The sequence below is a fragment of the Gynuella sp. genome (assembly GCF_050297175.1).
Taxonomy (GTDB): Bacteria; Pseudomonadota; Gammaproteobacteria; order Pseudomonadales; family Natronospirillaceae; genus Gynuella.
The window spans coordinates 15,938-39,472 of sequence record NZ_JBNKSF010000012.1 but is presented as its reverse complement, the minus strand read 5'-3'; the positions used below and the strand labels follow the sequence as shown (position 1 = coordinate 39,472).

At 49.2% G+C, this 23,535-nt stretch carries 17 protein-coding genes; 6 read left to right on the top strand and 11 right to left on the bottom strand.

All coding sequences use genetic code 11. The features are described 5' to 3' along the window. Nucleotides 1-227: 227 nt before the first annotated feature. Both ACQY6I_RS04465 and ACQY6I_RS04460 read left to right on the top strand, forming a co-directional pair. A complete protein-coding gene (locus ACQY6I_RS04465; RefSeq protein ID WP_428240271.1) occupies nucleotides 228-1,289 on the top strand; it encodes an alkene reductase in 1,062 nt (353 codons plus the stop codon). A 218-nt stretch (nucleotides 1,290-1,507) separates the two neighbouring features. Further along, entirely contained in the window at nucleotides 1,508-2,530 is a 1,023-nt protein-coding gene (locus tag ACQY6I_RS04460; RefSeq protein ID WP_428240270.1) for a DUF6976 family protein, read from the top strand. A gap of 220 nt (nucleotides 2,531-2,750) precedes the next feature. On the opposite strand, the gene ACQY6I_RS04455 is transcribed toward ACQY6I_RS04460, so the two are convergent. Further along, nucleotides 2,751-3,989, bottom strand: a complete 1,239-nt coding sequence (locus ACQY6I_RS04455; protein WP_428240269.1) for a M12 family metallopeptidase — start codon at nucleotides 3,987-3,989, stop codon at nucleotides 2,751-2,753. A gap of 614 nt (nucleotides 3,990-4,603) precedes the next feature. On the opposite strand from ACQY6I_RS04455, the gene ACQY6I_RS04450 reads away from it, so the two are divergent. After that, the gene (locus tag ACQY6I_RS04450; protein WP_428240268.1) at nucleotides 4,604-6,766 is read left to right on the top strand and encodes a methyl-accepting chemotaxis protein; all 2,163 of its coding nucleotides are present in this window, start codon (nucleotides 4,604-4,606) and stop codon (nucleotides 6,764-6,766) included. A gap of 167 nt (nucleotides 6,767-6,933) precedes the next feature. Here the strand turns inward: ACQY6I_RS04450 and ACQY6I_RS04445 are convergent, their stop codons facing one another. Then, nucleotides 6,934-7,275, bottom strand: coding sequence for a luciferase family protein (locus ACQY6I_RS04445; protein ID WP_428240267.1), 342 nt, complete (start codon nucleotides 7,273-7,275; stop codon nucleotides 6,934-6,936). A 1,031-nt stretch (nucleotides 7,276-8,306) separates the two neighbouring features. Here ACQY6I_RS04445 and ACQY6I_RS04440 point away from each other — a divergent pair. After that, nucleotides 8,307-9,275, top strand: coding sequence for a transposase (locus ACQY6I_RS04440; protein WP_428240266.1), 969 nt, complete (start codon nucleotides 8,307-8,309; stop codon nucleotides 9,273-9,275). Nucleotides 9,276-9,807: 532 nt separating this feature from the next. Here ACQY6I_RS04440 and preA read toward each other — a convergent pair. Both preA and ACQY6I_RS04430 read right to left on the bottom strand, forming a co-directional pair. Then, nucleotides 9,808-11,082, bottom strand: a complete 1,275-nt coding sequence (gene preA, locus ACQY6I_RS04435; RefSeq protein WP_428240265.1) for an NAD-dependent dihydropyrimidine dehydrogenase subunit PreA — start codon at nucleotides 11,080-11,082, stop codon at nucleotides 9,808-9,810. 21 nt (nucleotides 11,083-11,103) lie between these two features. Continuing rightward, nucleotides 11,104-12,480: an NAD(P)-dependent oxidoreductase gene (locus ACQY6I_RS04430; protein WP_428240264.1), complete on the bottom strand. Its 1,377-nt coding sequence runs from the start codon at nucleotides 12,478-12,480 to the stop codon at nucleotides 11,104-11,106. 287 nt (nucleotides 12,481-12,767) lie between these two features. On the opposite strand from ACQY6I_RS04430, the gene ACQY6I_RS04425 reads away from it, so the two are divergent. After that, a complete protein-coding gene (locus ACQY6I_RS04425; RefSeq protein WP_428240263.1) occupies nucleotides 12,768-13,424 on the top strand; it encodes a TetR/AcrR family transcriptional regulator in 657 nt (218 codons plus the stop codon). Nucleotides 13,425-13,456: 32 nt separating this feature from the next. Here the strand turns inward: ACQY6I_RS04425 and uxaC are convergent, their stop codons facing one another. The 6 genes from uxaC to ACQY6I_RS04395 form a co-directional block, all read right to left on the bottom strand. After that, a complete protein-coding gene (gene uxaC / locus ACQY6I_RS04420; protein ID WP_428240262.1) occupies nucleotides 13,457-14,869 on the bottom strand; it encodes a glucuronate isomerase in 1,413 nt (470 codons plus the stop codon). After that, nucleotides 14,862-16,337, bottom strand: coding sequence for a mannitol dehydrogenase family protein (locus ACQY6I_RS04415; protein ID WP_428240261.1), 1,476 nt, complete (start codon nucleotides 16,335-16,337; stop codon nucleotides 14,862-14,864). The genes uxaC and ACQY6I_RS04415 overlap by 8 nt, the downstream gene beginning before the upstream one ends. 3 nt (nucleotides 16,338-16,340) lie before the next feature. Further along, nucleotides 16,341-17,549, bottom strand: coding sequence for a D-mannonate dehydratase ManD (gene manD, locus ACQY6I_RS04410; protein ID WP_428240260.1), 1,209 nt, complete (start codon nucleotides 17,547-17,549; stop codon nucleotides 16,341-16,343). A 61-nt stretch (nucleotides 17,550-17,610) separates the two neighbouring features. Beyond that, complete coding sequence (locus ACQY6I_RS04405) at nucleotides 17,611-18,888, bottom strand: TRAP transporter large permease (RefSeq protein WP_428240259.1); 1,278 nt, start codon at nucleotides 18,886-18,888, stop codon at nucleotides 17,611-17,613. Further along, nucleotides 18,885-19,373 carry a TRAP transporter small permease gene (locus tag ACQY6I_RS04400; RefSeq protein ID WP_428240258.1) on the bottom strand — a complete coding sequence of 163 codons (489 nt, stop codon included), beginning with the start codon at nucleotides 19,371-19,373 and terminating at the stop codon, nucleotides 18,885-18,887. The genes ACQY6I_RS04405 and ACQY6I_RS04400 overlap by 4 nt, the downstream gene beginning before the upstream one ends. A gap of 81 nt (nucleotides 19,374-19,454) precedes the next feature. Continuing rightward, nucleotides 19,455-20,438, bottom strand: coding sequence for a C4-dicarboxylate TRAP transporter substrate-binding protein (locus ACQY6I_RS04395; protein ID WP_428240257.1), 984 nt, complete (start codon nucleotides 20,436-20,438; stop codon nucleotides 19,455-19,457). Between the two features lie 234 nt (nucleotides 20,439-20,672). On the opposite strand from ACQY6I_RS04395, the gene ACQY6I_RS04390 reads away from it, so the two are divergent. Further along, nucleotides 20,673-21,383 carry a GntR family transcriptional regulator gene (locus ACQY6I_RS04390; protein ID WP_428240256.1) on the top strand — a complete coding sequence of 237 codons (711 nt, stop codon included), beginning with the start codon at nucleotides 20,673-20,675 and terminating at the stop codon, nucleotides 21,381-21,383. A 33-nt stretch (nucleotides 21,384-21,416) separates the two neighbouring features. Here the strand turns inward: ACQY6I_RS04390 and ACQY6I_RS04385 are convergent, their stop codons facing one another. Further along, a complete protein-coding gene (locus tag ACQY6I_RS04385) occupies nucleotides 21,417-22,910 on the bottom strand; it encodes an alpha/beta fold hydrolase (protein ID WP_428240255.1) in 1,494 nt (497 codons plus the stop codon). Nucleotides 22,911-23,535: the final 625 nt, after the last annotated feature.

Here is a 23,535-nt window from a genome sequence, read left to right as displayed (position 1 = left end):
GAATTTCATAGGTGAACGGGCGGATTTTTTGAACCCTGTGCTGAATTTCTGCCTGACTCCATTGGTTTTGGTTAGCATCATAGGCATTGTCGGAGCCATTTGAAAACTTTGTATAAACATAGCTTACAGGTATTGTTTCTGTGGAGCACAGAATCCATATACCGCGGCGTCCCGAGTGTTCAAGATCGGGACCTTATTGCGTTCTTAAACTTTCCAAGGATACCGTTATGCCAATGTTTCACGATCCTCTGCAGTTGGGGGATTATCAACTGAAAAATCGCATCATCATGGCACCTTTGACTCGCAGCCGGGCAAACAATCCCGGGCGAGTACCGAATGAGCTGATGGTGCAATATTATCGTCAACGCGCCTCTGCCGGCCTGATTCTGTCAGAAGCCACTTCTGTGACGCCTTTGGGCGTTGGATATGCTGATACACCGGGGATCTGGTCTGAAGAGCAGGTTGAAGGATGGAAGAAGGTGACCGATGCCGTGCACGATGCAGATGGTCGTATCTTCATGCAGCTCTGGCATGTTGGTCGGATATCCGATCCTATCTTTCTGTTCGGTGAGTTGCCTGTGGCTCCGTCGGCCATTAAGCCAGCCGGTCATGTCAGTCTGGTACGACCCATCAAAGAATATGTTACTCCCCGTGCGCTGGCGACAGAAGAGGTGAAGAATCTGTCGGTGATCTATCGCAAAGCGGCTGAAAATGCCAAAGCAGCCGGTTTTGATGGCGTGGAAATTCACGCGGCCAACGGTTATTTGATTGACCAGTTTTTACAGGACAGCACCAATCATCGTTCTGATGAATATGGTGGCAGCATCGAGAACCGCAGTCGTCTGTTGTTGGAAATTGTGGACGAAGTGATCGATGTCTGGGGAGCCGGTAAAGTGGGTGTACATCTGGCCCCTCAGGGTGACTCCCATGACATGGGTGACTCAGACCCGGAAGCTTTATTTTCTCACGTGGCCCGGCAACTGAACCAGCGTTCTATTGCTTTTATTTTTGCACGAGAAGCCCAACAGGTGGAAAAACCGATATCGCCGATTATTCGGGAGAATTTTTCTGGCGTATTTGTGGCCAATCAGCAGTTAGATCGTGAGACTGCGGAGCAGTTGTTAATGGATAATAAAGCGGATGCCGTTTCGTTTGGTCAACTGTTTATTGCCAACCCGGATCTGGTAAAACGTTTGCAGCAAAATGGTGAATTCAATCAGCCTCAGCCGGAAACATTTTATGGTGCGGGTGAAAAGGGGTATATCGATTATCCATTTTTGTCCGCCTGACATGTGTTAGTGCAACAGGTGTTCTCGCCAGGCAGATCTTCTGATCTGCCTGATTTCAATAGGTTATCAAGCTTACAATATCAAGATTTACTTGATCATTTAAATTTATCCCTCAAAAAAAACAGCTTCGTTGATTTCTGCCTATAGTTAACGTTGTATGGTGCCTGTCTGGCCATATACAGGCATTCCTTAAAAAATAAAAAAAGAAGGGGTGGGGCATGAATCAGACTCCCGTTGCGATGGATAATGATCATCCGGAAGTCTCTCTGGGACATTTGGTCACCGTGGAACAGGCGGCTGAAATGATCCTGGCTGGTGAAGTGCTTAGTATTGCTGGTGATGAGGACATGTTGCGTCAATTACCACGAGGCTCTTGGATTGGTGGAACAACTGCGTATTTCATGGCTGAAAATGGTGGTGAATGTGAGCCGAAAAAAGTGTTCGTTAATCATCTTCCCGAAGATTGCCGTGACCCCAGGCTATGCATTTACGATAGCAAAAATATCGACCAGATATGCAATGATGCACCCGAAAATGGCTTTACCCTGCTGATTATTCCTGCGCATTCTCTGGTTCACAAACGATTCGCTGAAGATGCCCCTGGGTTTGAGAATATCTACTTGCAACCGCTGATCGGCTGGGTAGCCGGTGTTGATGTGCATGATCTGCTGACGCGGACTGCAAAAGTGGTGTATGGCCCTAGCGGTGAGTTGTATGACGATAAAGCTGTTGCCCTGCATGTGGAAGTGAATGAAGAGCGAATAGTGACAATTGAAACGGTGAATTTGTTTGAACCCGGAGATGGTGATGTATTGTGTTTTCCTGAATCCGGTTTCACTGCCCGTCAGGTCGAAGTTAACGGCCAGTTAACGGATCTGGTCAGTTACCTGCGTGATAACAGGATAGATACTGAGCTCCCCCTGGTTACGAAGTATCGGGATGGCGCCGTTCTCAATGTCGGATTTCAGATAATTGCAGACGACCATGTGAAGTTTTATGCGCCTGTATTCCGTGGTCAGGAATATCGATTAGCACGGAATATAGGTTCCTATTCCCAGGCTTTCGCTGAGCATATTCCCAGCACTTCAGGACAGATCGCCTTCTGCTGTAACTGCATACTGAATTATTATTATGGTGAACTTGAAGGAGTGAGCACTGGCCAAATGCGTGGGCCGATAGTATTTGGTGAGATTGCCTACCAGTTGATAAACCAGAGTATGGTGTATCTGCGAATAATCTGATCTTCCTTTCCCAATGGCCAGAGAGGACTAGTACTTTCACTCGGCTGTTAATATGGCAATTAAAGAGAGCGTTCTGATCTCTTTGATTGGTCCTTTGAGTATTCTGACGATATTGTGCGGGGTATTTTGATTTCTCTGGGCCGGCATAAACAGTGGCCAATAATGATGCGTCCCTGCATCACACTTTAACCAGGCATATAAAGCGCGCCTGGTGAGTTGCTTATCTTTTAAGAGTAAAAGTATAGCTACCGCTACCATTGTATGACATTACCACAAACTGATAATACCCGGCTGGTGCCTGAACATTGATGGCTTCGTTGGAGCTGTAGCTTTCTGACGTTGCGACTGTAACCCAGCTGTTGCCATTCCATTGTTGCAGAGATAAATCAAAGTCGGCATTGTTGGGACCACTCAAAGTAGCAGACAGTATGCCGCCCCCATACTGGAACCAGTTACCGTTTGGCTGGATGTTAGAGTCTCCTGAACCGGATAGCCGACCGGAATATTGTTCACCCTGATTTTGGCCATCGTCTCCAGAATCACCATTGTCTCCGGAGTCACCATTATCATTACCCGGGTCGCCATAAATTTCTGCGACGGCTGCAAAATCGCCATTGGACATTTCTGATACCATTCCCATGGTATAGAGGTCCACGTCATCCTGTTTAGGCACAATGGTTGGCTGGTTATTTTTCGAGAATGCCCAGGCACTATAATGCATGATTGAATAATAATCGTAGTCGCCGACATCGTGCCGGTTACTGGTGCTTATCTTTTTAAAATTATATTCCATGCCTGGCTGAATATTATCCCAGTGAATACTGACATAATTGTCCCGATCACCGCGAGTCTGTTCATGCTCAAATCCCACCGCATGACCAAATTCATGAATGGCAGCAGCCGTGCCGCAGTTATACGCCAAGGTGACGGCCTGAGGACCACCGATTTTACCAACATAGGAACTGCAGCCATCTCCGTTGGTGATCAGCAGATAATCGGCTTCATTGGTGCGTTCTACAAATTTGAGATTGGTGTGGGTGTTCCAGTAGTTGACCGCATTCAAAGCATCCGTTCTGGCTGAGCTGGAGAGGTTGCTATTCAGAACAAATGGCACAATTCCGTCCGGCCATTTGAAGCCGGAAGACGGATAAATGGTCACCGCGCGAGAAGAAGGTTTTGCCGGGGCGGTCGGCTGGTCCTGATCTTCTGCTACCAGCAGACCATGTTGTAACAGGTCTTCTGTGCGACCCAGCATCATGTCACCAACATGTGCGATACCATCGATGTCAACTGCTTTGATTGTCTGACCGTTGGATGTTTGGATTTCCACCATGTTCCGGCCAGTACTGCTATAACCCCAAATGGAATCCTGGCCGTTACCGGAAGCAGTTTCAGAACCTGAATCATTACACGCAGTTACGAAAAGTATCGCGGCGGTGAGTGGTATGATTTTATTCATTTATTGTACCTGTTCTATGTGGATGTTGAGTCGATGTCTTTTTTTGTAAACGTTATCAGCAAATTGCGTTAAGTTTTTATAAATTTGCAAATCAGTTTGGTTTTTATGAACTGGTATACATTGGTGAAAAGACAAATGTGATCTAGAACAAAATATTAGTGGAACGGAGTTGTCAGAGAGTGTGAAAAGGTGCTCAAAACGGAAAATATACGGATAAGTCCATGGCTGAAATATTTTCATAAATTTCACCATCCTGCTTTCGATTGATTCGCTATTCAGATAGAAGGATATGTGCATCATTATGGTGTTGTTTTAGCCCGCATGGGTATTTTATCGATAGAGGTCGAAAAATATTTGAGCTGGAAGATCATACAGATTGCTGTATCTGCTGATGATGGAAGGCAGAAACCTTTATGTTCAAGGGAGACTGATGACAGGAATGGTCCGTTGTAATGAACTTTCATGGATAACTTCTGCGGTCATCTTTTTACTAGCGAATCCTGTTAACTGAACTACTCTCACATATTGAGAATTGACATATTTCGCAACGAAAACCTTAAAACGGATCAGCGAAACCATAGCTTGTGCTGATAGAATAACAAGAGATATGTGGTATGAAATTGAAGTCTATCCAGAGCAAGATCGCAGTAATTGGCGGAGCCTGCCTACTGGTAACGGCCGGGGTATTAGTCTCATTCAGTATATATTCTTCCCTGACAACCCAGAAGCTGGTGTCAGATCAGGCCAGTACCCAGGTGGAAAATGAAGCGCTTGCAGGGTTGCTGAACCTGGCTCATCGATATGTCAATCAGACCTCTGAAAAGCTGAATCGTGGAATTGGTGCCGCACGGACGCTGGCGAATGTTTTTTCGGTATCAAAAAGTAATGTTAATGTTGGAGATTCTCTGATTCTTGGGCGTGATCAGATTAACGGTATCCTGTTGGAAACGCTGAACACCTCACCAGATCTCCATGCAACTTTCACCTATTGGGAGCCAGATGCACTGGACGGTCAGGATGCCTGGTTCATGAATGGTGATCGAGGTAATAATTTTGATACCGGGCGTTTTGCTCCCTACTGGGCTCGCGCCGACGGCTCCATCCAAGTAGTGCCACTACCTGAAATCGAGAGTTCCTCCAAGTATCCTAACGGAGTGTCCAGGAACGACTGGTACATGACTCCCAAAGAGCAGGGTAAAGAAAGCATCTCTGGACCGATTCCGTTTATCGTCAAGGATAAAACCAAGTGGCTGGTGAAGCTGACGGTGCCTATTATCGCCAATGACCAGTTTTATGGTGTGACCGGCGTCGATTATGACCTGTCTTTTTTGCAGAAACTGAGCGAGCAGATTGACCGCGATCTCTATGATGGTCAGGGGGAAGTGGCCATTGTCGGCGAGCTTGGGCTATTGGTGGCTCACAGTAGTCAGCCTGATCAAGTTGGCCAGCCGTTAAAGGATATGCTCGGAGAAGGCTGGGATGTGGTGGAAGTTTTGATGAGTCAGGGAACCGATGATGCCTACCTGGAGCCAGAAAATAGTATGGTACGTGCGGTGGCTCCAATATGGGTGGGGGAAGCTGAAACGAACTGGTCAATCTTTATTCAGATACCGCAAGAAGTAGTATTAAGTGGGGTCAGCGCTCTGGCTCAGGAAATAGAAAACAGCAGTGAACGTAATATTCTTTTTCAAGTGGTTGTCGGAATCGTGATTGCGGCTCTGGCATTAGGTGTTTTGGCGTTGTCGGCCCGTTCCATTGCCAGGCCGTTGAAGCGAGCTGCACAGCTGGCACGAACGATAGAAACTGGTGACTTTTCACAACGGATGGAACATCAGAGCGAAGATGAAGTCGGTCAGTTGGCGGGTGCTTTGGATAATATGGCGGATAGTCTGCAATCGCAGGTGTTGGTCGCGGAGAAAATTTCTCAGGGGGATCTCGCGTTGGCGGTCAAAAAAGCCTCTGAGCATGATCAATTGGGTACGGCACTGGAACGAATGGTAGCCAATCTCAATCAATTGATCAGTCAGATCAAGGATGGTGCATTGACTATCAATAAACGGGCCGGCAACGTGGCGGAAATGAGCCATGAGCTATCCAGCGGTGCCACCCAGTCTGCCTCAGCTGTCACTGAAATCAGTGACACGGTTAACCAGATTACTACGCAAATCAAAAGTAGTGCAGACAATGCCGAAAAAGCCAGTGCTTTGTCTGGTCAGTCCCACCAATCCGCCACGAAGGGAAACCAGCGAATGAGTGATCTGAAGCGGGCTATGCAGGAAATTGAACAATCGGGGCAGGACGTTACTAATATCATCGGCGTTATCGAAACCATTGCAGAACAAACCAATCTGCTGGCGCTTAATGCTGCCATCGAAGCCGCCCGGGCAAGTGAACATGGCCGCGGTTTTGCTGTTGTGGCAGACGAAGTTCGGCAGTTGGCCGGACGTAGTGCAGAAGCCGCGCAGCAGACGACTGCATTGATCAGCCAGTCCGCGGAACGTAGTCGTAATGGTGTCGTGATCACCGATGATACCGCTGCCGCTCTGGAGATCATCGTCAACAGCGCCGCTGAGGTATCGGGTTTGGTATCGGATATCGCCACTGCATCCAGTGAACAGGCCAGTGGTATGGATCAGATTGGCCAGGGTATTCAACAGATCGATGAAGTCACTCGTTATAACAGTGATATTTCAGAAAAATGTGCCAGCGCTGCCAATGAACTTACGGAACAGGCTGCTCAGCTGACTGCACTGGTGGATCAATTCAGAACCCGTTAATGCTTGTCGACGACAGCCTGTTCCTGGGGCAGTCACCACGCCTGATAAAGGATTGTCCATATGGACATTGGCAGTTCCGCGCTTTCACCCTCATTTACGCCAATACACTGAGGTTTTTTCGAGGCCCCTTTGAATTATAGACAGATACTCAAAGCTGGAGAGTTTGTTTACTTTCGGGTGCGAGGAGGACTACCTGGCAGCTGTCGTATGGCCAGCTTTACCAGTTCAACCACTCTGTCAACATCCTCAAGGTTTTCATATTTCAACTCTATCCATTGAGAGTTCATCGACCGTTTGGGATGAAATTTTGAGTTGGTCGGGTGTCTGAGCTGCTGCTGTGAAATAATCTTCCTGGTTAACTTTAAATCAAGTTCAAAATCATTATGAAAGTGGGCAAACTCAATACCATTAAAGAACAGCGACGAACCACCTGCAACCGGTGAAGGTAGGTTCTGCACGCCAAACATCGTTTCAAGTTTGTCAGTCAGGGCATTTTTCAGGTGGTTCATGATTGATCCAACGTATAGTAACTTTATGAATGTACCAGTGGCATACACGAACATATCCTCGTTGGCTGTGCAACAATATCGATGACAATCTGCTTTCCCGTTCACGGCTATAGGAATTTAAGGCAACTCTGAAAAATACCCACAATATGAGGTAATCCGGCCATAATCGATCCATAGGGAAACGCATGATGTTCCAACCCAGTTGTTCAGAGGGAAAGGCCAGGCGAAATGCAAACAGGCCCAGCGTGAAAAGGTTCTGACTGAGATCGACACATATTACCCTGGAATGACATGGAAAAGCCTATCCAGCGTTATTACGCCAAATCCCTCAAACCGTTCCCCTTATCCAGCATGCTCCGGATTCATTGCACGCAATTGTTTTATAGCCTGTGTGATCCCGGGGAGGAAGACTCTTTCCGAATCCATGCGTTGGTTTGCAGGCATCACTGTAGATACCGTTCCAGATGAGACCATTATCCTGAAGTTTCGCCATCTGTCTGAACAACCTGCCTTTAGGTCAAAAGATCTTTAATCGCATTAACCTGCCCTTGTTAAAAAGGAGCTGACGTTCAAGGAAAACACTATCATGGATGCCACGATTATCGCTGCACCAACCTCTGCCAAAAGCCGAGACAAGGAACGGGATCCAGAGATGCACCAGACCATGAAGGACAATAAGTGGCATTTGGTATGAAATGACATATCAGAATAGACAGTGCACTTGGGGTGATTCATAGCCTGACCACTACCCCAGGCAACATCCGCGATATCACAAGGTTATAGGGGACACCCACTTAGCTATGGGGATAGGGGACACCCACTTAGTTATAGGGATAGGGGACACCCACTTAGTTATAGGGGGATAGGGGACACCCACATTGGGGATAGGGGACACCCACTTAGTTATAGGGATAGGGTTATAGGGGACACCCACTTAGTTATGGTTATAGGGGACACCCACATTATTTAACCTTGATTCTGAATTCCAAGAAGGGCATTATTCGATACTGTATATTTATCAGGATGGAGCCATGGCCCGATCAAGGAAATCACAAATATCACTCGATGCCACCTCTTACTATCATTGTATCTCCCGTTGTGTCCGGCGGGCCTTTCTCTGTGGTTTCGATCCACTCACTCAAATCAGCTATGAGCACCGCCGCCAATGGGTCGAAGACCGTCTTTTGTGGTTGGGTGAGATTTTCGCCATTGATATCTGTGCCTATGCCGTTATGACCAACCACGTACATGTGGTACTTCATGTGAATCTCAGGCAAGGTGCACAGTGGTCGATAGAAGAGGTCATTACCCGATGGCATCGTCTCTACAAAGGTGTTCCCTTGAGTCACCGATATCTCAATGGTGATCGTTTGTCTCCTGCGGAACAGAAGATTCTTGTCTTGCAGGCAGAACAATGGCGCGAAACATTAACCTCCATCAGTCGTTTCATGGCTGTATTGAACGAAGGGATTGCCCGGCGAGCCAATCAGGAAGATCAGTGTACCGGCCGTTTCTGGGAAGGTCGCTTTAAATCCCAGGCCTTGTTAGATGAAAAAGCGTTAATAGCTTGCATGGCCTATGTCGACCTCAACCCCATCCGTGTCAACATTGCACCCACGCCAGAAAGTTCGGATCACACCTCGATCCACAGACGCATCCAATCCATCCAGAACAACAGTCAGCAACCGAGTGAGCTCATGCCGTTTGTCACTCATATCAAACAAAAGATGCCGGAAGAAGGCCTGCCTTTTCTGCTCAAAGACTATCTGGAACTGATGGATTGGACCGGGCGAGCCATGCGGGAAGACAAACTGGGCTACATTGACAACCAACAGCCACCGATACTTGCGCGCCTGGATATCTCGGAGGCTCAATGGCATCGTTTGACTCAGCGTTTTGAAAAACAGTTCAAATGTTTTGCCGGTCAAAAGTCATCATTTGAAAGAATTAAAGACTGTTTCAGCCTGAATCGAATGCCCCCCAATTTGTTGGCAGGTTAATCATTAAAATCTATCAAAAAAAGAATACTTGATTCCCGCAAGGAATTTGGTGTGTTTTTAATTCGCTCATAGATTTCAATTTCCTATTATCAGTTCATATTTTCCATTTTATTAGCATCTTAATGGTTCTGTTTGAACCGTTTTTAGTTGTTCAATGCAAAAAATGGTGAACGTTAATCCAATTGACCGAATTGGGTGTCTGCTAAATAACGTCGGTCTCTACCTCTTTTATATGGATGTCCCTGAAACCGTTGCTAACTCCTGATTTGGGTGTCCCATAAAATTAATTGATACGGTGGGTGTCCGCTTAACTAATGCAAAAAATGGTGAACGTTAATCCAATTGACCGAATTGGGTGTCTGCTAAATAACGTCGTCTCTACCTCTTTTATATGGATGTCCCTGAAACCGTTGCTAACTCCTGATTTGGGTGTCCCATAAAATTAATTGTTACGGTGGGTGTCCGCTTAACTACTAACTCTTGAGAATCGTAGAGGCAGACCAGCCAGGTCTGCCGCTGTTTCCTGAGATGATCAGCTGGCATCGCGGTATGGATTGCGAGGATCTTGAGTCCAATTCATGTATGGTTTGTCACTGTCCTGTTTGACCATAGTGATGCAGTTTTCTACCGGACAGGTGATCTGACATAGATTGCAGCCCACACACTCAGCATCAATGATTTCAAATTTGTTGCTGCCATCGGCTTGGGCAACGGCTTTTATGGCTTGATGAGAGGTGTCCTCGCAGCCGATGTAGCAGCGGCCACAGCCGATACATTTTTCATCGTCGATACTGGCTACCACTTTGTAGTTCATGTTCAGATATTTCCAATCAGTGGTATTAGCGATGGCCAGTCCTTGAAAATCAGTTAGTTTTTCATAGCCTTTGCTGTCCATCCAACGACTCAGGCCGTCTTTCATTTCGCTGACGATACGAAAGCCATATATCATTGCAGCCGTACACACCTGAACACAGCCCGCCCCGAGAGAAATAAATTCAGCAGCATCGCGCCAGTTATTGATGCCGCCGATACCGGAAATAGGTAGTCCTTTGGTTTCCGGATCACGTGCAATTTCGCTGACCATGTTCAGGGCAATAGGTTTAACCGCCGGTCCGCAATAACCACCGTGCGTGCTTTTACCGTCGACGATGGGTCGGGCCACCATGTTGTCCAGGTCGATGCTTGTAATGGAGTTGATGGTGTTGATCAGAGATACGGCATCAGCATTACCTTGATGAGCTGCACGGGCGGAAAACCGAATATCAGTAATATTGGGAGTTAGTTTCACGATCACTGGTAATGTGCTGTGTTGCTTGCACCAGCGGGTCACCATTTCGACGTATTCCGGCACCTGTCCAACGGCCGCCCCCATGCCTCGTTCTGGCATGCCATGAGGACAGCCGAAGTTCAATTCCAGGCCGTCGGCGCCGGTCTGTTCAACCTGTTTGACGATTTTTTTCCAGGATTCTTCTTCGCACGGTACCATCAATGAAACCACCAGGGCCCGGTCCGGCCAGCTCTTTTTCACCGCTTCTATTTCTCGAAGATTTACTTCCAGTGTACGATCAGTAATGAGTTCGATGTTATTGAAACCGGCGACGCTACCAAAGCCATCATAGGTGGCGGAATAACGTGAAGAAACGTTGACGGCTGCCGGGTCCTCGCCGAGGGTTTTCCACACCACGCCGCCCCAGCCAGCTTCGAACGCTCGTTCGACGTTATATTGTTTATCAGTCGGCGGGGCAGAGGCCAGCCAGAAAGGGTTGGGGGATTTAATGCCTGCGAATTCAGTCGATAAGTCGGCCATGAGAATACTCCTGAGTGTTGTTTATGCTGTTTGCTGGCATAAGGATTGATGAATCGCCAAAGCGGCCAATTTACCTTGCTGAACCGCTTCCACAGTCAGATCCTGCCCGATTCCGGTGCAGTCTCCCCCAGCGAAAACCTTGTCCATGCTGGTCTTAAAGTGCTCATCAACATGGATTCTGCCGCTCTGTATGACCGGCAGTTCGGCATCATTTGTATCAGGCAGAGAGAGTGTCTGCCCTACAGCTTTGAAGATCGCCTCGCAGCCAATCTGATAATTGATATGGGTGTCCACTAAATGATTCTGGTGCAGTTCGGTGCGACGGAAGGTCATGCCGGTCAAATGGCCATTTTCATCAATGTGGATACTTTCCGGCCGGCTCCAGGTGCGAATGTGAACTTGATGTTGTTTGGCAATCTGTTGTTCATGGTGGGTTGCACCCATGTCTTGTTCGCCACGGCGATATACCAAAGTCACTTCTTCTGCCCCGAGTCGTTTCAACTGGCAAGCGATATCGATAGCAGTATTGCCGGCCCCAATGACAACCGCGCTTTGAGGCACGGATAACTCGCTGAGATCGGTGGCCTGACGCAGAGTTTTGATATAGTCGACAGCATCCATAACCGCAGTATTGTGTTCATGGTCGAGTTGCAGTTGTCGCGTTGCCTGTAAGCCGATGGCCAGAAATACCGCATCAAATTCGGTGACCAGCGTATCCAGCAAAATATCCCGTCCCAGTGCCTTGCCGGTATGTACGCTGATACCACCGATGCCCAGGATAAAGTCCACCTCCTGCTGCGCGTAATTGTCAGTCAGCTTATATCGGGCGATGCCATATTCATTCAGCCCGCCGGCTTTGTCTTCGGCTTCAAATATTTCAATCTCGTGTCCTAACATGGCCAGTCTGTGGGCGCAGCTGAGTCCGGCCGGACCCGCGCCAATGACAGCGATCTTTTTGCCGCTGGCCTCAGCACGTTTAAATGGGTGTCCATGGAAGGAGGCGTGATCGGTGGCGTAGCGTTGCAGCAGGCCAATGAGTACGGGAGCGCATTCGTCCTCTTTGTTACGCACGCAGGATTGTTCGCACAGAATTTCTGTTGGACAGACACGGGCGCAGCTGCCGCCCATGATATTGCTTTCCAGAATAGTCTGGGCTGCACCCTCCACGTTACCGGTATGAAGGCTGGCGATAAAACTGGGGATGTTGATACCCGTTGGGCAGGCCTTGATGCAGGGGGCGTCGTAGCAATAAAGGCAACGGGCACTTTCTATCGTGGCCTGGCGTTCGGTCAGCGGTGGCTGAAGGTCACTGAATAGGGTGTCCAGTGACGGTGGCGATAAGTGGGTGTCCAATGAAGGCGTCTCGGCCGTTGGTCTTGCGGTGTGGGAAGTGGTCATCTCTCGGTTGTCTCCAGATGCTTAATGTCGGGGGATGGCCGGAGCGCCGGCCCTGTATGGGAGTTAGCATTCAATGTGCCATGATTTGACCGTACGGTCAGGAGTTGTGTGTCTGATGTGATAACTGTCTGAAATAAAAGGAAAAACAATTGCAGTCAGATAGGACGGTTTTTTGCATTGATTCATTATGGGAGGGAAAAATTTTGCTTTGGAACAGAGTTCTTTGCACTCTTTTCAGGCATCATAGAACGTTCCATGTGCAGACACTGTTATTTTTCAGGCAGGCTATGAATTCAACCACGCAGACAAAACCCAAACGCCCACGCAGAAGTCTCGCAAAAATTCGCAAAGACAATTCCGATCAGATCCTTTTGGTTGCCGAACGTATTTTTGGTGAACGCGGTTTCAGTGGTACCACGATTTCCGCCATCGCCGAGGAGGCGGGATTGCCTAAAGCCAATGTGTTGTATTACTTCCGCAGCAAAGAAGCGCTTTATAAAGGCGTTTTGAATAAGCTGCTGAGTATCTGGCTGGTGAGTATGGGGGATATGAATGCCGAGCAACACCCGCGCGAAGCGCTCAGAAATTACATTCTCAAGAAAGTCCGTCAATCCAAGGAGCACCCACATGCCTCGCGTATCTTCGCAGCGGAAATTCTGCATGGCGCGCCCTATTTGAAAGCGGAGCTGGAAACCGTACTCAAAGAACAGTTTCAGCAGACCTGTCAGGTATTTAGAGAATGGATTGCCAAACAATGGATGGACCCGATCAGTCCTGAACATCTGCTGTTTATGCTCTGGTCGTCCACCCAGGCTTATGCGGATTTCAGTGTGCAGAGCTGTATTCTGTTGGAGAAAAAAGAGCTCAGCAATGATGATTTTGAAGCCGGTATCGAGTTGTTAACCCGGCTGGTTCTGAAGGGGTGTGGTATCAGTCAGGTATGAGTCGGGCTGTGCGCCTGCACAGCCCTTCAGTATCAAATGGAAATATCCAGATTGAAGTAACGGTTGGCGTTGTGGAAGCAGATATCGCTGACCATTCTGGACAGCAGGGCTTTATCATTCGGTGCTTCGCCGTCTCTGACCCAATGCCCCAACATACGGCAGAGGATGCGCCGGAAGTATTCGTGCCGGGTGTACGACAAAAAGCTGCGCGAGTCCGTCAGCATGCCAACAAAGCGGCTCAGTAGTCCCAGTTGGGCGAGTTGCTGCAGCTGGCGCTCCATGCCGTCTTTCTGGTCATTGAACCACCAGCCGGATCCAAACTGCACTTTTCCCACCGTTTTGTCGCCCTGGAAGTTGCCGCACATGGTTGCCAGCATTTCGTTATCACTAGGATTCAGACAATAAAGGATGGTTCTTGGCAGTTGTCCACTGATTGCCTGGGCATCCAGCAGACGTGACAGCGCTTCAGCATAAGGGCGGTCATTGATGGAATCGAAACCGGTATTGGCACCCAGAGAAGCGAACATGGCACCGTTGTTGTTGCGCAGTGCACCAATGTGGTATTGCTGCGCCCAGCCCAGTTGATGGTAGCGTTTGCCCAGATACACCAGTACTGCGGCCTGGAAGGCAGCCTGTTGGTCGGCATTGGGTTTTTGGCCGGCCAGACGGGCCTGCAGGATGCGGTCGAGTTCTGCTTCGGTTGCTTCACCGTAAACCATATTGTCAAGGCCATGATCCGCCACACAGCAGCCATGGCTGGCAAAATGTTCAAGGCGCTGATCAAGCGCCTGACAGAGCGATTGGAAGCTGCTGATATCTGTACCGCTGACATTGGATAGTGTTTCGATGTAGGTCGTATAGTCTTCTGCCTGCATCAGGAAACAGCGGTCCGGACGCCAGCTCGGCAGTACCTTGATGGCAAAACCGTCTTCAGCAATTTTCCGGTGAGCGCTCAGGTCATCAATGGGATCGTCAGTGGTGCCCACCATACGCACGTTCATCTGCTCCATAATGCCGCGTGCGCGGAAGTTATCCTGGGTCAGCAATTCATTGGCCCGTTGCCAAACGGACTCGGCGGTATCACCATTCAGTTCAACATCGGTTATGCCGAACGGGCGGCGCATTTCCAGGTGAGTCCAGTGATAGATAGGGTTTCCCAGCGTATAGGGAACTGTCTCGGCAAAGGCCTGAAATTTATCCCGGTCGGATGCATTACCGGTGATTTTGGCCTCGTCAATGCCGTTGGTGCGCAGTGCACGCCATTTATAGTGATCACCGCCCAGCCATATTTCGGTCAGGTTGCGAAAGCGGATGTTATCGGCAATTTCATGCGCTGGCAGGTGACAGTGGTAGTCAATGATGGGCATATCTTTTGCCACATCATGATAAAGGAATTCGGCGGTATCGGTGTCGAGCAGGAACGATTCGGTTAGGAAATTACTCATTCGCTGATTGCTCCATGGTTGTAAGGGTCTGTTGCAGCAACTCCTCCAGGCCAAGCCGGCTGAAGAGTTCCAATTGTCTTTCGATATCCTGACTCAGCGCCTGTTTGAATGCCGCCGACAGTGACGCGAATACCGGCAGAGCCAGAAATTCGGTGACCAGTGCGGTGACTGGCAGGTCGGGCTGATGCAGTGCCAACAGGGTTTGCGCCATTGGATCCTGAAGTTCAAATGGCTGGTCCTGAAGATCGTGGCTGCGAGTATACAGTAGCCAGGCAGTTAGCCCCAGACTGACGCAATGCGGGAACTGACCCTGATCAAACAGCTGCTGAGCACCCTGCAGCCAGCGTTGTGGAATCTTCTGACTGCCGTCCATGGCAATCTGATAAGTACGGTGTTTCAGACTGGTATTTTCGAATCGTGTGATCAGGTCATTGGCATAGCCGGGCAGATCCACCTCGGCGTTGATTGCCCCGAGGGTCGGCTGTGCCTCTTTGAGCATGTAATAATGAATCAGCTTGCGCAGTGGTGGATGGGTCATGGCTTCAGAGACAAACTGAAAACCACTCAAATAACCGAGATAGGCCAATAACGAGTGACTGCCATTCAGCATTCGCAACTTCATAGCCTCAAACGGCGCCACATCCTGAGTTAACAGGACACCCACTTTATCGAGTTCTGGTCGGCCCTGACAAAACTGATCTTCAATCACCCATTGGCTGAAGGCTTCACATACCACACCGGCAGCGTCCTGCTGACCACAGGCCGCAGTCAGTTGGGCGCTTGATTCAGTGGTCATGGCCGGAACAATGCGGTCGACCATGCAGGAGGGAAAACTGACAGACTCTCGTATCCATTCGGCCAAAGACGGATCCAGTCGCTCGGCCAGCCCACAGACCATCTGTTCGGCACAGCGACCGTTATGGGGCATGTTGTCGCAACTTAGAATCGTCAGCCCCGGCAATCCCAGGCGCCGGCGTTCACTTAGGCCACGAACCAGAATACCGGCGGCTGATATGGGCCGCTCCGGGTGCTGAAGGTCGTGGGCGATACCCGGGTCTGTGTCCTTAAAAGCCAGCGTGGCCGGATCGATACCGTAGCCTTTTTCGGTAATGGTCAGTGTGATGATGTGGGTGTCCACTGAGGCGATGCGTTCCACCAGTTTCCAGCTGTGTTCTTCGCCTGCGGCATAGAGAACGGTTTGAATGGCGGTAATTTCCCGTAAAACTGCCTGCTCGCTGCTGGTACATTCGAGGACATGGTAGTGGCCGTTTTGTTGCTCCAGTTGTTCAACAATGGTCCGGTTGGAGCGGATATTGGCTGCGCAGATCTGCCAGCCGCCGTGTTCATTCAGATAACGCTGGATGTACACGGCCAGATGGGCGCGCATGAACGCGCCCAGGCCAATGTGAACAATGGTTTTTTCAGGAGTGGAGTGTTGATAGGTACTGGGGATATGCGTCAGTTGCATGAGTTACCAATTCCAGAGTGTGCCATCTTCCAGGCGGTTGACCGGCAGGCACGCCCGTTGGTAGGGGAGTTTGGCTGCCAGTGTTTCATCGATATCGACACCATGGCCAGGCTTGTCTCCCGGAGTGAAAAAGCCTGACTTAAATGAGTAATCCACAGAGAACAATTCCATGGTCTGCTCATTGTGCGCCATATGTTCCTGAATACCAAAATTGGGTACCCAGTAATCAAAATGCAGGGCCGTTCCCATGCCCACCGGTGAAATATCTGTGGCCCCGTGACTGCCGGTGCGGACATGATTCAGCGCGGCCAGATCTGCAATTCTGCGCATATGGGTGATACCACCAGTATGGGTGACAGAACAGCGGATATAATCGATCAGTTGTTCCTGAATTAACTGTTGGCAGTCGTAAATACGGTTGAAGACTTCGCCCACGGCCAGCGGGGTGGTGGTGTGCTGACGGATCAGCCGGAAGGAGTTCTGATTTTCTGCCGGTACTGCATCTTCCAGCCAGAACAGGTGATAAGGCTCGCAGTCCTTGCCGAGTCGGGCCGCTTCAATAGGCGTCAGCCGGTGGTGGATATCGTGAAGAACGTGCAGTTTATCGCCAAAACGGTCACGCACGGCCTGAAACAGTTTGGGCACAAAACTCAGGTATTTTTCCGTAGACCAGACGGATTCTGAGGGTAGGGCTGAATCGGCTGGCTCGTAAGGTTTGCCGTCTTTGGGAACGCCGTAAGTGCTGGCAATGCCGGGTATACCACATTGAACCCGCACGGCTTTGTAACCGAGGTCCACGTAACGTGCTACTTCATCGAGGGTGGCGGCAATGTCCTCTCCGGTGGCATGGGCGTACACCATAATGCCATCGCGACTGCGGCCGCCGAGTAATTGATACAATGGCAATCCGGCCACTTTGGCTTTGATATCCCAAAGCGCCATATCCACTGCTGCAATTGCGGTCATAGTCACTGGGCCACCGCGCCAGTAAGCGCCACGATACAGGTACTGCCAGATATCCTCGATCCGCTGCGGATCTTTATCGATCAGACAGGGAACCACATAATCCTCAAGGTAAGAAACGACGGATTTTTCACGACCATTCAAGGTGCCGTCGCCAATTCCGTAAACCCCTTCATCGGTGATCAGTTTAAGGGTGACAAAATTGCGGCCAGGGCAACTTACAATCACTTTGGCATCTACGATTTTCATAATTTAATTCCGATTTATCAGGCGACCGGAAACTGGTCGCTCAGTGTTGTTAGGGCAACCGTTACATCAATAGATTCGGCAAAAACAGCACCACGTGCGGGAACAAAGCCAGTATTGCAACCATCAGTAATATCACCAGAATGAAGGGCAGAGATTCGATCACGTAGCGGTCGGTTGGGCATTTGAGAATGCCGCAGACGGAATACATGGCCACGCCGACCGGAGGTGTCATGCCACCAAGGGTGACCACGATCATCATCAAAATGCCGAAGTGCACCGGGTCGATACCGAGTACCTGAATCATGGGTACAAAGATAGGCGTCAGCAGCAGCACGCTGACGGTGGCTTCCATTACCATGCCAACCAGAACCAGAAAGCCCAGAATCAGCAGCAACATCAGGTCTGGATTGGAGGTCACTCCGTTCATGGTTTCAGCAATACTTTGTGGCAGGCGTTCAAACACAATCGCATACCCCACCAAAGCCGATAGCATGATGATCAGCATGATCATGCCGATGTCATTAATGCTTTCATGCAGTGCTGAGATGATTTTTTTCACCGTCAGAGTCCGATAGGCGAAAAAGCCCACCAATACCGAATACACCACCGCGAAAGCACCCGCCTCTGAAGGAGTGAAAATGCCGAAGCGGATGGTGATCACCAGCATCAGCGGAAACAACAGCGCCCATTTGGCATCCTTCATTCCACGCCAGACCTCCCCAGCGGTAGGACGACGACTGGCTTCCGGTTGATAGCCCCGACGTTTGGCGATGACCCAGGCGGAGAACATCAACAGCGCCATCATCAGAAAGCCCGGGAATATGCCGGCAATGAACAGTTTTGCGATAGAAACATTACCGATATAGCCGTACAGGATCAGGCCGATACTCGGTGGAATCGTTGAGGTAATCAGTGATGATACAGCGATGACGCCGGCAGTATATCCAGGAGACAACCCGGATTTGATCATCGAAGGTCCGAGCACTCTGGCTTCCATACAGGCATCAGCCACAGCCGATCCGGATACCCCGCCCATCAGCGTACTCAGAACAATGGAGACGTGAGCCAGGCCACCGGAAATCCATGACACCAGAGTCTTGGAAAAGCCGATCAAATGATCGGAGATACCCGTACGGTTCATCATATGACCGGCCAGCACAAAGAATGGCACCGCCAGTAATGGAAAGCTTTGGCTGGCTGAGGCAATTTTCTGCACCGAAATGGTCAATGGCAGATAATCGGACATCAAAAAGTAACTCAGGCCGGCAATACCGATACTGAAGGCCAGTGGCATTTCCAGCAACAGCAGCACTACAAACAGAACTACGACAAGGGTCATTGCGTTACCTCCTGAGGAGCTTCTGTTTTGTGACCGATCAATACCAGAAATTTCCGGACGATGATGCTCAGGCACGAGAGTGTCATGAGTGCGGATCCCACTGGAACTGCGACCGTTACCCATGCATAACTGATGGCACTGTCACCGAAACGACGTTCGACATTCAACCAGGTCAGTTTGGCGCCGTTGTAAATCAACACCAGCAGGAAGGCGATGACCAGTAGATATAACAGTAGATCCAGTGCCGCTTTTGCCCGTACCGGCAAATGTCGGGTAATCACATCCACACCGACATGGCCGCCATTACGCAAGGCCTGATTGGCACCCAGTATGCAGACCCAGATAAACAGAATCTGGGACATATCCACCGACCAGATCACCGGATGACCCAGCCAGCGCATGGTTGCCGCAATGAACACCAGCAACACAATCAGCGCCAGGAATATCATCGCAACATATTCTTCAAATTTGATCAGAAACTTCATCAACGCCACCTGTTGGAACATAAACGACCCGCGTATTGCCGGACAGCAATTATCCGGCAATCAGTGATATCGAAACCGGTCTTACTGACCCAGTACCTGCATCACCTGTTCGCGTTCTTTCTGCAGATTGAGAGTTTGATACACACTTTCTGTGGCTTTCACGAAAGGGGTTATATCCACCTCTGAAATCGTGACGCCTTCTTTGGTCATCAGGTTTTCGTAGTCGGTCAGTTTGGCCTGAGTCAGCTCGGTGGCGTAGTCGCCTGCTGACAAAGCCTCTTCTTTAACGATGGCCTGATACTCTGCCGGCAGGCTGTCGAACCACTGGCTGCTGCCCACGAGTCCGGAAATCAGTTGGATATGTCCGGTTTTGGTGATGTGGCTGATCACCTCATAAAGGCGGGAACCATATACGGCAGGCATTTGCGCCTCTGCACCATCAATTACATGTTGTTGCAGGCCGGTATACACTTCGGTCCAGCCCAGTGGCGTAGGGGTTGCACCCATTGCTTTGATGGTTTCCAGCCAGACCGGGGCACCGGGTGTGCGCATGCGAATGCCTTTCAGGTCGGCCGGTTGGGTGATGGGTTTGTTGGTTAGCAGATGGCGGCTGCCCTGCCACCAGTTAAATGACAGAATTTCCAGACCGGCTTTTTGGCGCAAATCGTTGGCCCAGCCGTTGAACAAATCAGACGTCACCAGCTTATCGAGCTTGCTGATATCCGTCACGATATAGGGTGCCCCCAGCACCGACAGTGATGGCGTGAACACACCCAGACGACCTGTATCAACCAATACTGCAACGTTCGCCCCGGCGCGTGCCTGTTCCAGTACATCCTCGTCTTTACCGAGCTGAGAACCGGTGAACAGTCGCAATTCCACTTTACCATCGGTACGGGATTCGACACGCTGTTTCATGCGCTCCAGGCCTTTATACATCGGGTCATCCTGAGTTAGCGCAATATTGATATTAAGAGAATACTGGGCTGCCATTGCTGAAACAGCGATAAGAGTGCTACCAAACAGCACGGATAAATTTGCAATCCACTTCTTTTTGTTAATCATGGCTTGGTCTCCAAGGTCTGAGCATCCAATCGACTGACCAGGACCGGATGCTGTTACTATGTTGTTTTTGTTTTGCTTGCTCAGGCTTAGGGCTGGCTGAAAGGTCTTGTCCGATCTTATCGCATCAGCCGGGCAGGTATGACGGAATACCCACCGGTAATTCACCCTACGTATTTAGCCTGACGGGTATGTTATCGAATTAAAATTTTGATTACCATACTAGTATGGTAGTTAATGAGCGCCATTAAGGCTGCGGGAGGAATATTGCGTAAGTTTTCTGATATAAGTCATTTGCCCAAAGCGCAGCAGATCTATATAAGGTTGCGCCATGACATCGTCACCCTGACTCTGAAGCCGGGTCAGACGCTGTCGGAAAAAGAAATAGCCGACCGTTTCGATGTCAGCCGCCAGCCGGTACGGGAAGCCATGATTAAACTGTCAGAGGTTGGTTTGCTGAAAGTTGTGCCCCAAAAAGGCAGCTTTGTCGTGAAAATATCCCGAACCGAAGTAGAAGCATCCAGTTTTATTCGTCGGTCGCTGGAAGCCGCCATTGTACGGGAAGCCTGCCACAAAATTTCCAAGGCCTGTCTGATTCACCTGAACATGCTGCTGGAAAAGCAACAAGATGCCTGTGATCGGGATCATTTTGAAGACTTTCTATTGCTCGATGAAGAGTTTCATTACTCCATCGCCGAGGATATCGGTTTGATCCGCGCATGGTCGGTGATTGAATCCCAGAAAGCGCAAATGGACCGGGTACGTTTTCTGAGTCTGCCGCATGCCTCGCCAATTCCTCAACTGATCGAACAGCATACGGCGATCGTGCGAGCCCTGGAAGCCGGTTCAGAGGAACAGGCCGAAGCGGCCATGCAATCACATTTGTCCAGTATTCATCAGGTCATCGATGAGCTGGAACAGCAGTATCTGGATTATTTCCAACAGTAATCCTATTTACGGCAGCCTCGTGCGCCTTACGCATTATGGTTGCGGCCTATCGGGTGCAGGCTGTTCAGACCATTGTAAGAGAAAGTTCACAACCTCCCGCCGGATGTCGTCGGTCATTTCATGGCCGACATCCGGATACAGCACAAAACGGGTATTACTGATGCCTTCATGGGCAAAAATATCCTCGACCACCCGAAAACGTTGCTGCATCGAACGCCCAAAGGTCTTAAACACCACTTCCTCGTCCTCGACATCAAAACTGTCCCGATAAGTGACAGAGTCGTTGTTGTCCCTGGCACCGAGAAACACCAGCCGGTGAACCTGTGCAAACGCCTGTTGATCAAAAGGTCGGCCGGTCATTTCAGCGTAATCGCTGACTCCCAGAGGATACCGCAGGGCTTGATGATCCCACTGCTGCACCGGTGACATAGGCAGGCCGCCCGGAGCACCGATGACTGCGGCTTTGACTTGTTCAGGGTGCAGATAACTGAAACGATCCACAAACATGCCTGATGCTGAAAAACCGGCCATCAGTACCCTCTCTGGCAGCACTATCGACAGCTCATTGCTTAGCTTTTGCCTGGCGTTATTGATCATGGCGATCAATTGCAGGTCGAGGCGTTTTATCGGTTTCAGGGTGTTGTTTTGAAAGTGTTCGCCATCCTTGTTCCACAATAGCGGGATTTCCGTGCCAGGTTTCATATCACTCAAGTGACTGATCTGAGTAACCCGAAAACCATCATGCCTGTCATCTTCCGGATTAACGATGGTGCCCGTTGAATCTTTGTACAGATTGCTAAATATAAAGCCGTTGTCACGGGGTAACTCCATCAGATTGAATGGTCTGTCAGGATTGAAGCCCGATGCAAACACCAGCGTCATATCCAGATCCGCAACCTGCTCGAAATGTGTCTGTGGTTTGAAGTCAGCCGCTTCACAGCGATAGATCATGTTGTCCTGAACAACGAACAAATGGTCGAGAGAATAGCTGATGTAGTTATCATGGTTTTGTGTCAGCCAATTACCCTGCCAGTGAATGGTGATGGCGGTTTTGTCAGTTTGGCTGATCAGTATCGAATCACGGTCCAGTGCATGGGTATAGTATTTCCAGCCGCCATGAAGATCCGAAAAACGTGGGAATACCGGTGTCAGCAGAATGAATGGCAGATTCTGATCCTCTACTGCCTGTGCAACCGGACGCAGTTGATTTTCTGCTGCGGCAAAATGAACCGAGAAATCATCTGAGCTGGACCCGGTATTGTTCGGTAGTACCAGAATATCCGCAGGCTGTTGGAAGGAACGGACGTGATCTGGAATATACAATAGATAAGGCCAGTAAAATTGTTGCTCCGGCCTGGCGTCTATTACCTGCAGGTTATTCTCAAAACTGCCTGAGTTAGTTGGGCGCATATCGAGCGAGCTGCAAGTGACCGTTGCAATCGTCATCATGACAAGTATGGCTAATGTACGAATATTAAAGCGGAATGGTCGACATAACTGTCTGAGCGTCCCTATGGTTTTGGACATTTCAGAATCCTTTTTGCACATGAGAATACAACAACTACAAGAGCGTAAATGGTTTGCATTTGCCTTAACATCAGGTAATAAGTACATGCATGGTAAAAAGGTTTTATATATAAAAAATGATCTGGATTAGCTTTCTCTTAAATGGTCGACGAAAGAATGATAAAAACCCCTATGTATGAATAGAAATTGAAAAAACTTTCGTATTTTACAGTGTGTGGAGGTTACAGCAGGCTTGTTGGAGAGACTGTCTTGAATAGGCAATTATCTGCACATCGCTTCACAATATGAATTGCAATTCAGAGCATAAGACTTTCAAAGAATCGTGTAGGTACAACATCAGCAAGGGTAATAGCGAAATTGTCCATGACACATTAAAACAGAGTGATCGAATGATTAAGATTGTTAATACGGATTTTATGGTGTTTGTTAATGTGATAATAAAAATAATGTGTGTTTCGGTAACGACTTAACGCTGGGAAATATCCCGTAAAAACAACCAGTGCCTTAAAAATAATATAACTCTCGATGTTTTTTGGGTATGAAATATCAAAATAGTATTATTGGAGAATCATCATGGATGACGAAAAAGCATTTTATCTTGACTAAGTAAAAAGAACTGTGTTGA

Excerpts from the sequence above, each read along its gene's own strand:
- preA (WP_428240265.1), bottom strand. The coding sequence starts at position 11,082 with ATGGCCGACTTATCGACTGAATTCGCAGGCATTAAATCCCCCAACCCT.
- ACQY6I_RS04400 (WP_428240258.1), bottom strand. The coding sequence starts at position 19,373 with ATGAAGTTTCTGATCAAATTTGAAGAATATGTTGCGATGATATTCCTG.
- ACQY6I_RS04445 (WP_428240267.1), bottom strand. The coding sequence starts at position 7,275 with ATGAACCACCTGAAAAATGCCCTGACTGACAAACTTGAAACGATGTTT.
- ACQY6I_RS04405 (WP_428240259.1), bottom strand. The coding sequence starts at position 18,888 with ATGACCCTTGTCGTAGTTCTGTTTGTAGTGCTGCTGTTGCTGGAAATG.
- ACQY6I_RS04465 (WP_428240271.1), top strand. The coding sequence starts at position 228 with ATGCCAATGTTTCACGATCCTCTGCAGTTGGGGGATTATCAACTGAAA.
- ACQY6I_RS04385 (WP_428240255.1), bottom strand. The coding sequence starts at position 22,910 with ATGTCCAAAACCATAGGGACGCTCAGACAGTTATGTCGACCATTCCGC.
- manD (WP_428240260.1), bottom strand. The coding sequence starts at position 17,549 with ATGAAAATCGTAGATGCCAAAGTGATTGTAAGTTGCCCTGGCCGCAAT.
- ACQY6I_RS04415 (WP_428240261.1), bottom strand. The coding sequence starts at position 16,337 with ATGCAACTGACGCATATCCCCAGTACCTATCAACACTCCACTCCTGAA.
- ACQY6I_RS04455 (WP_428240269.1), bottom strand. The coding sequence starts at position 3,989 with ATGAATAAAATCATACCACTCACCGCCGCGATACTTTTCGTAACTGCG.
- ACQY6I_RS04450 (WP_428240268.1), top strand. The coding sequence starts at position 4,604 with ATGAAATTGAAGTCTATCCAGAGCAAGATCGCAGTAATTGGCGGAGCC.
- ACQY6I_RS04390 (WP_428240256.1), top strand. The coding sequence starts at position 20,673 with ATGAGCGCCATTAAGGCTGCGGGAGGAATATTGCGTAAGTTTTCTGAT.
- ACQY6I_RS04460 (WP_428240270.1), top strand. The coding sequence starts at position 1,508 with ATGAATCAGACTCCCGTTGCGATGGATAATGATCATCCGGAAGTCTCT.
- ACQY6I_RS04425 (WP_428240263.1), top strand. The coding sequence starts at position 12,768 with ATGAATTCAACCACGCAGACAAAACCCAAACGCCCACGCAGAAGTCTC.
- ACQY6I_RS04395 (WP_428240257.1), bottom strand. The coding sequence starts at position 20,438 with ATGATTAACAAAAAGAAGTGGATTGCAAATTTATCCGTGCTGTTTGGT.
- ACQY6I_RS04440 (WP_428240266.1), top strand. The coding sequence starts at position 8,307 with ATGGCCCGATCAAGGAAATCACAAATATCACTCGATGCCACCTCTTAC.
- ACQY6I_RS04430 (WP_428240264.1), bottom strand. The coding sequence starts at position 12,480 with ATGACCACTTCCCACACCGCAAGACCAACGGCCGAGACGCCTTCATTG.
- uxaC (WP_428240262.1), bottom strand. The coding sequence starts at position 14,869 with ATGAGTAATTTCCTAACCGAATCGTTCCTGCTCGACACCGATACCGCC.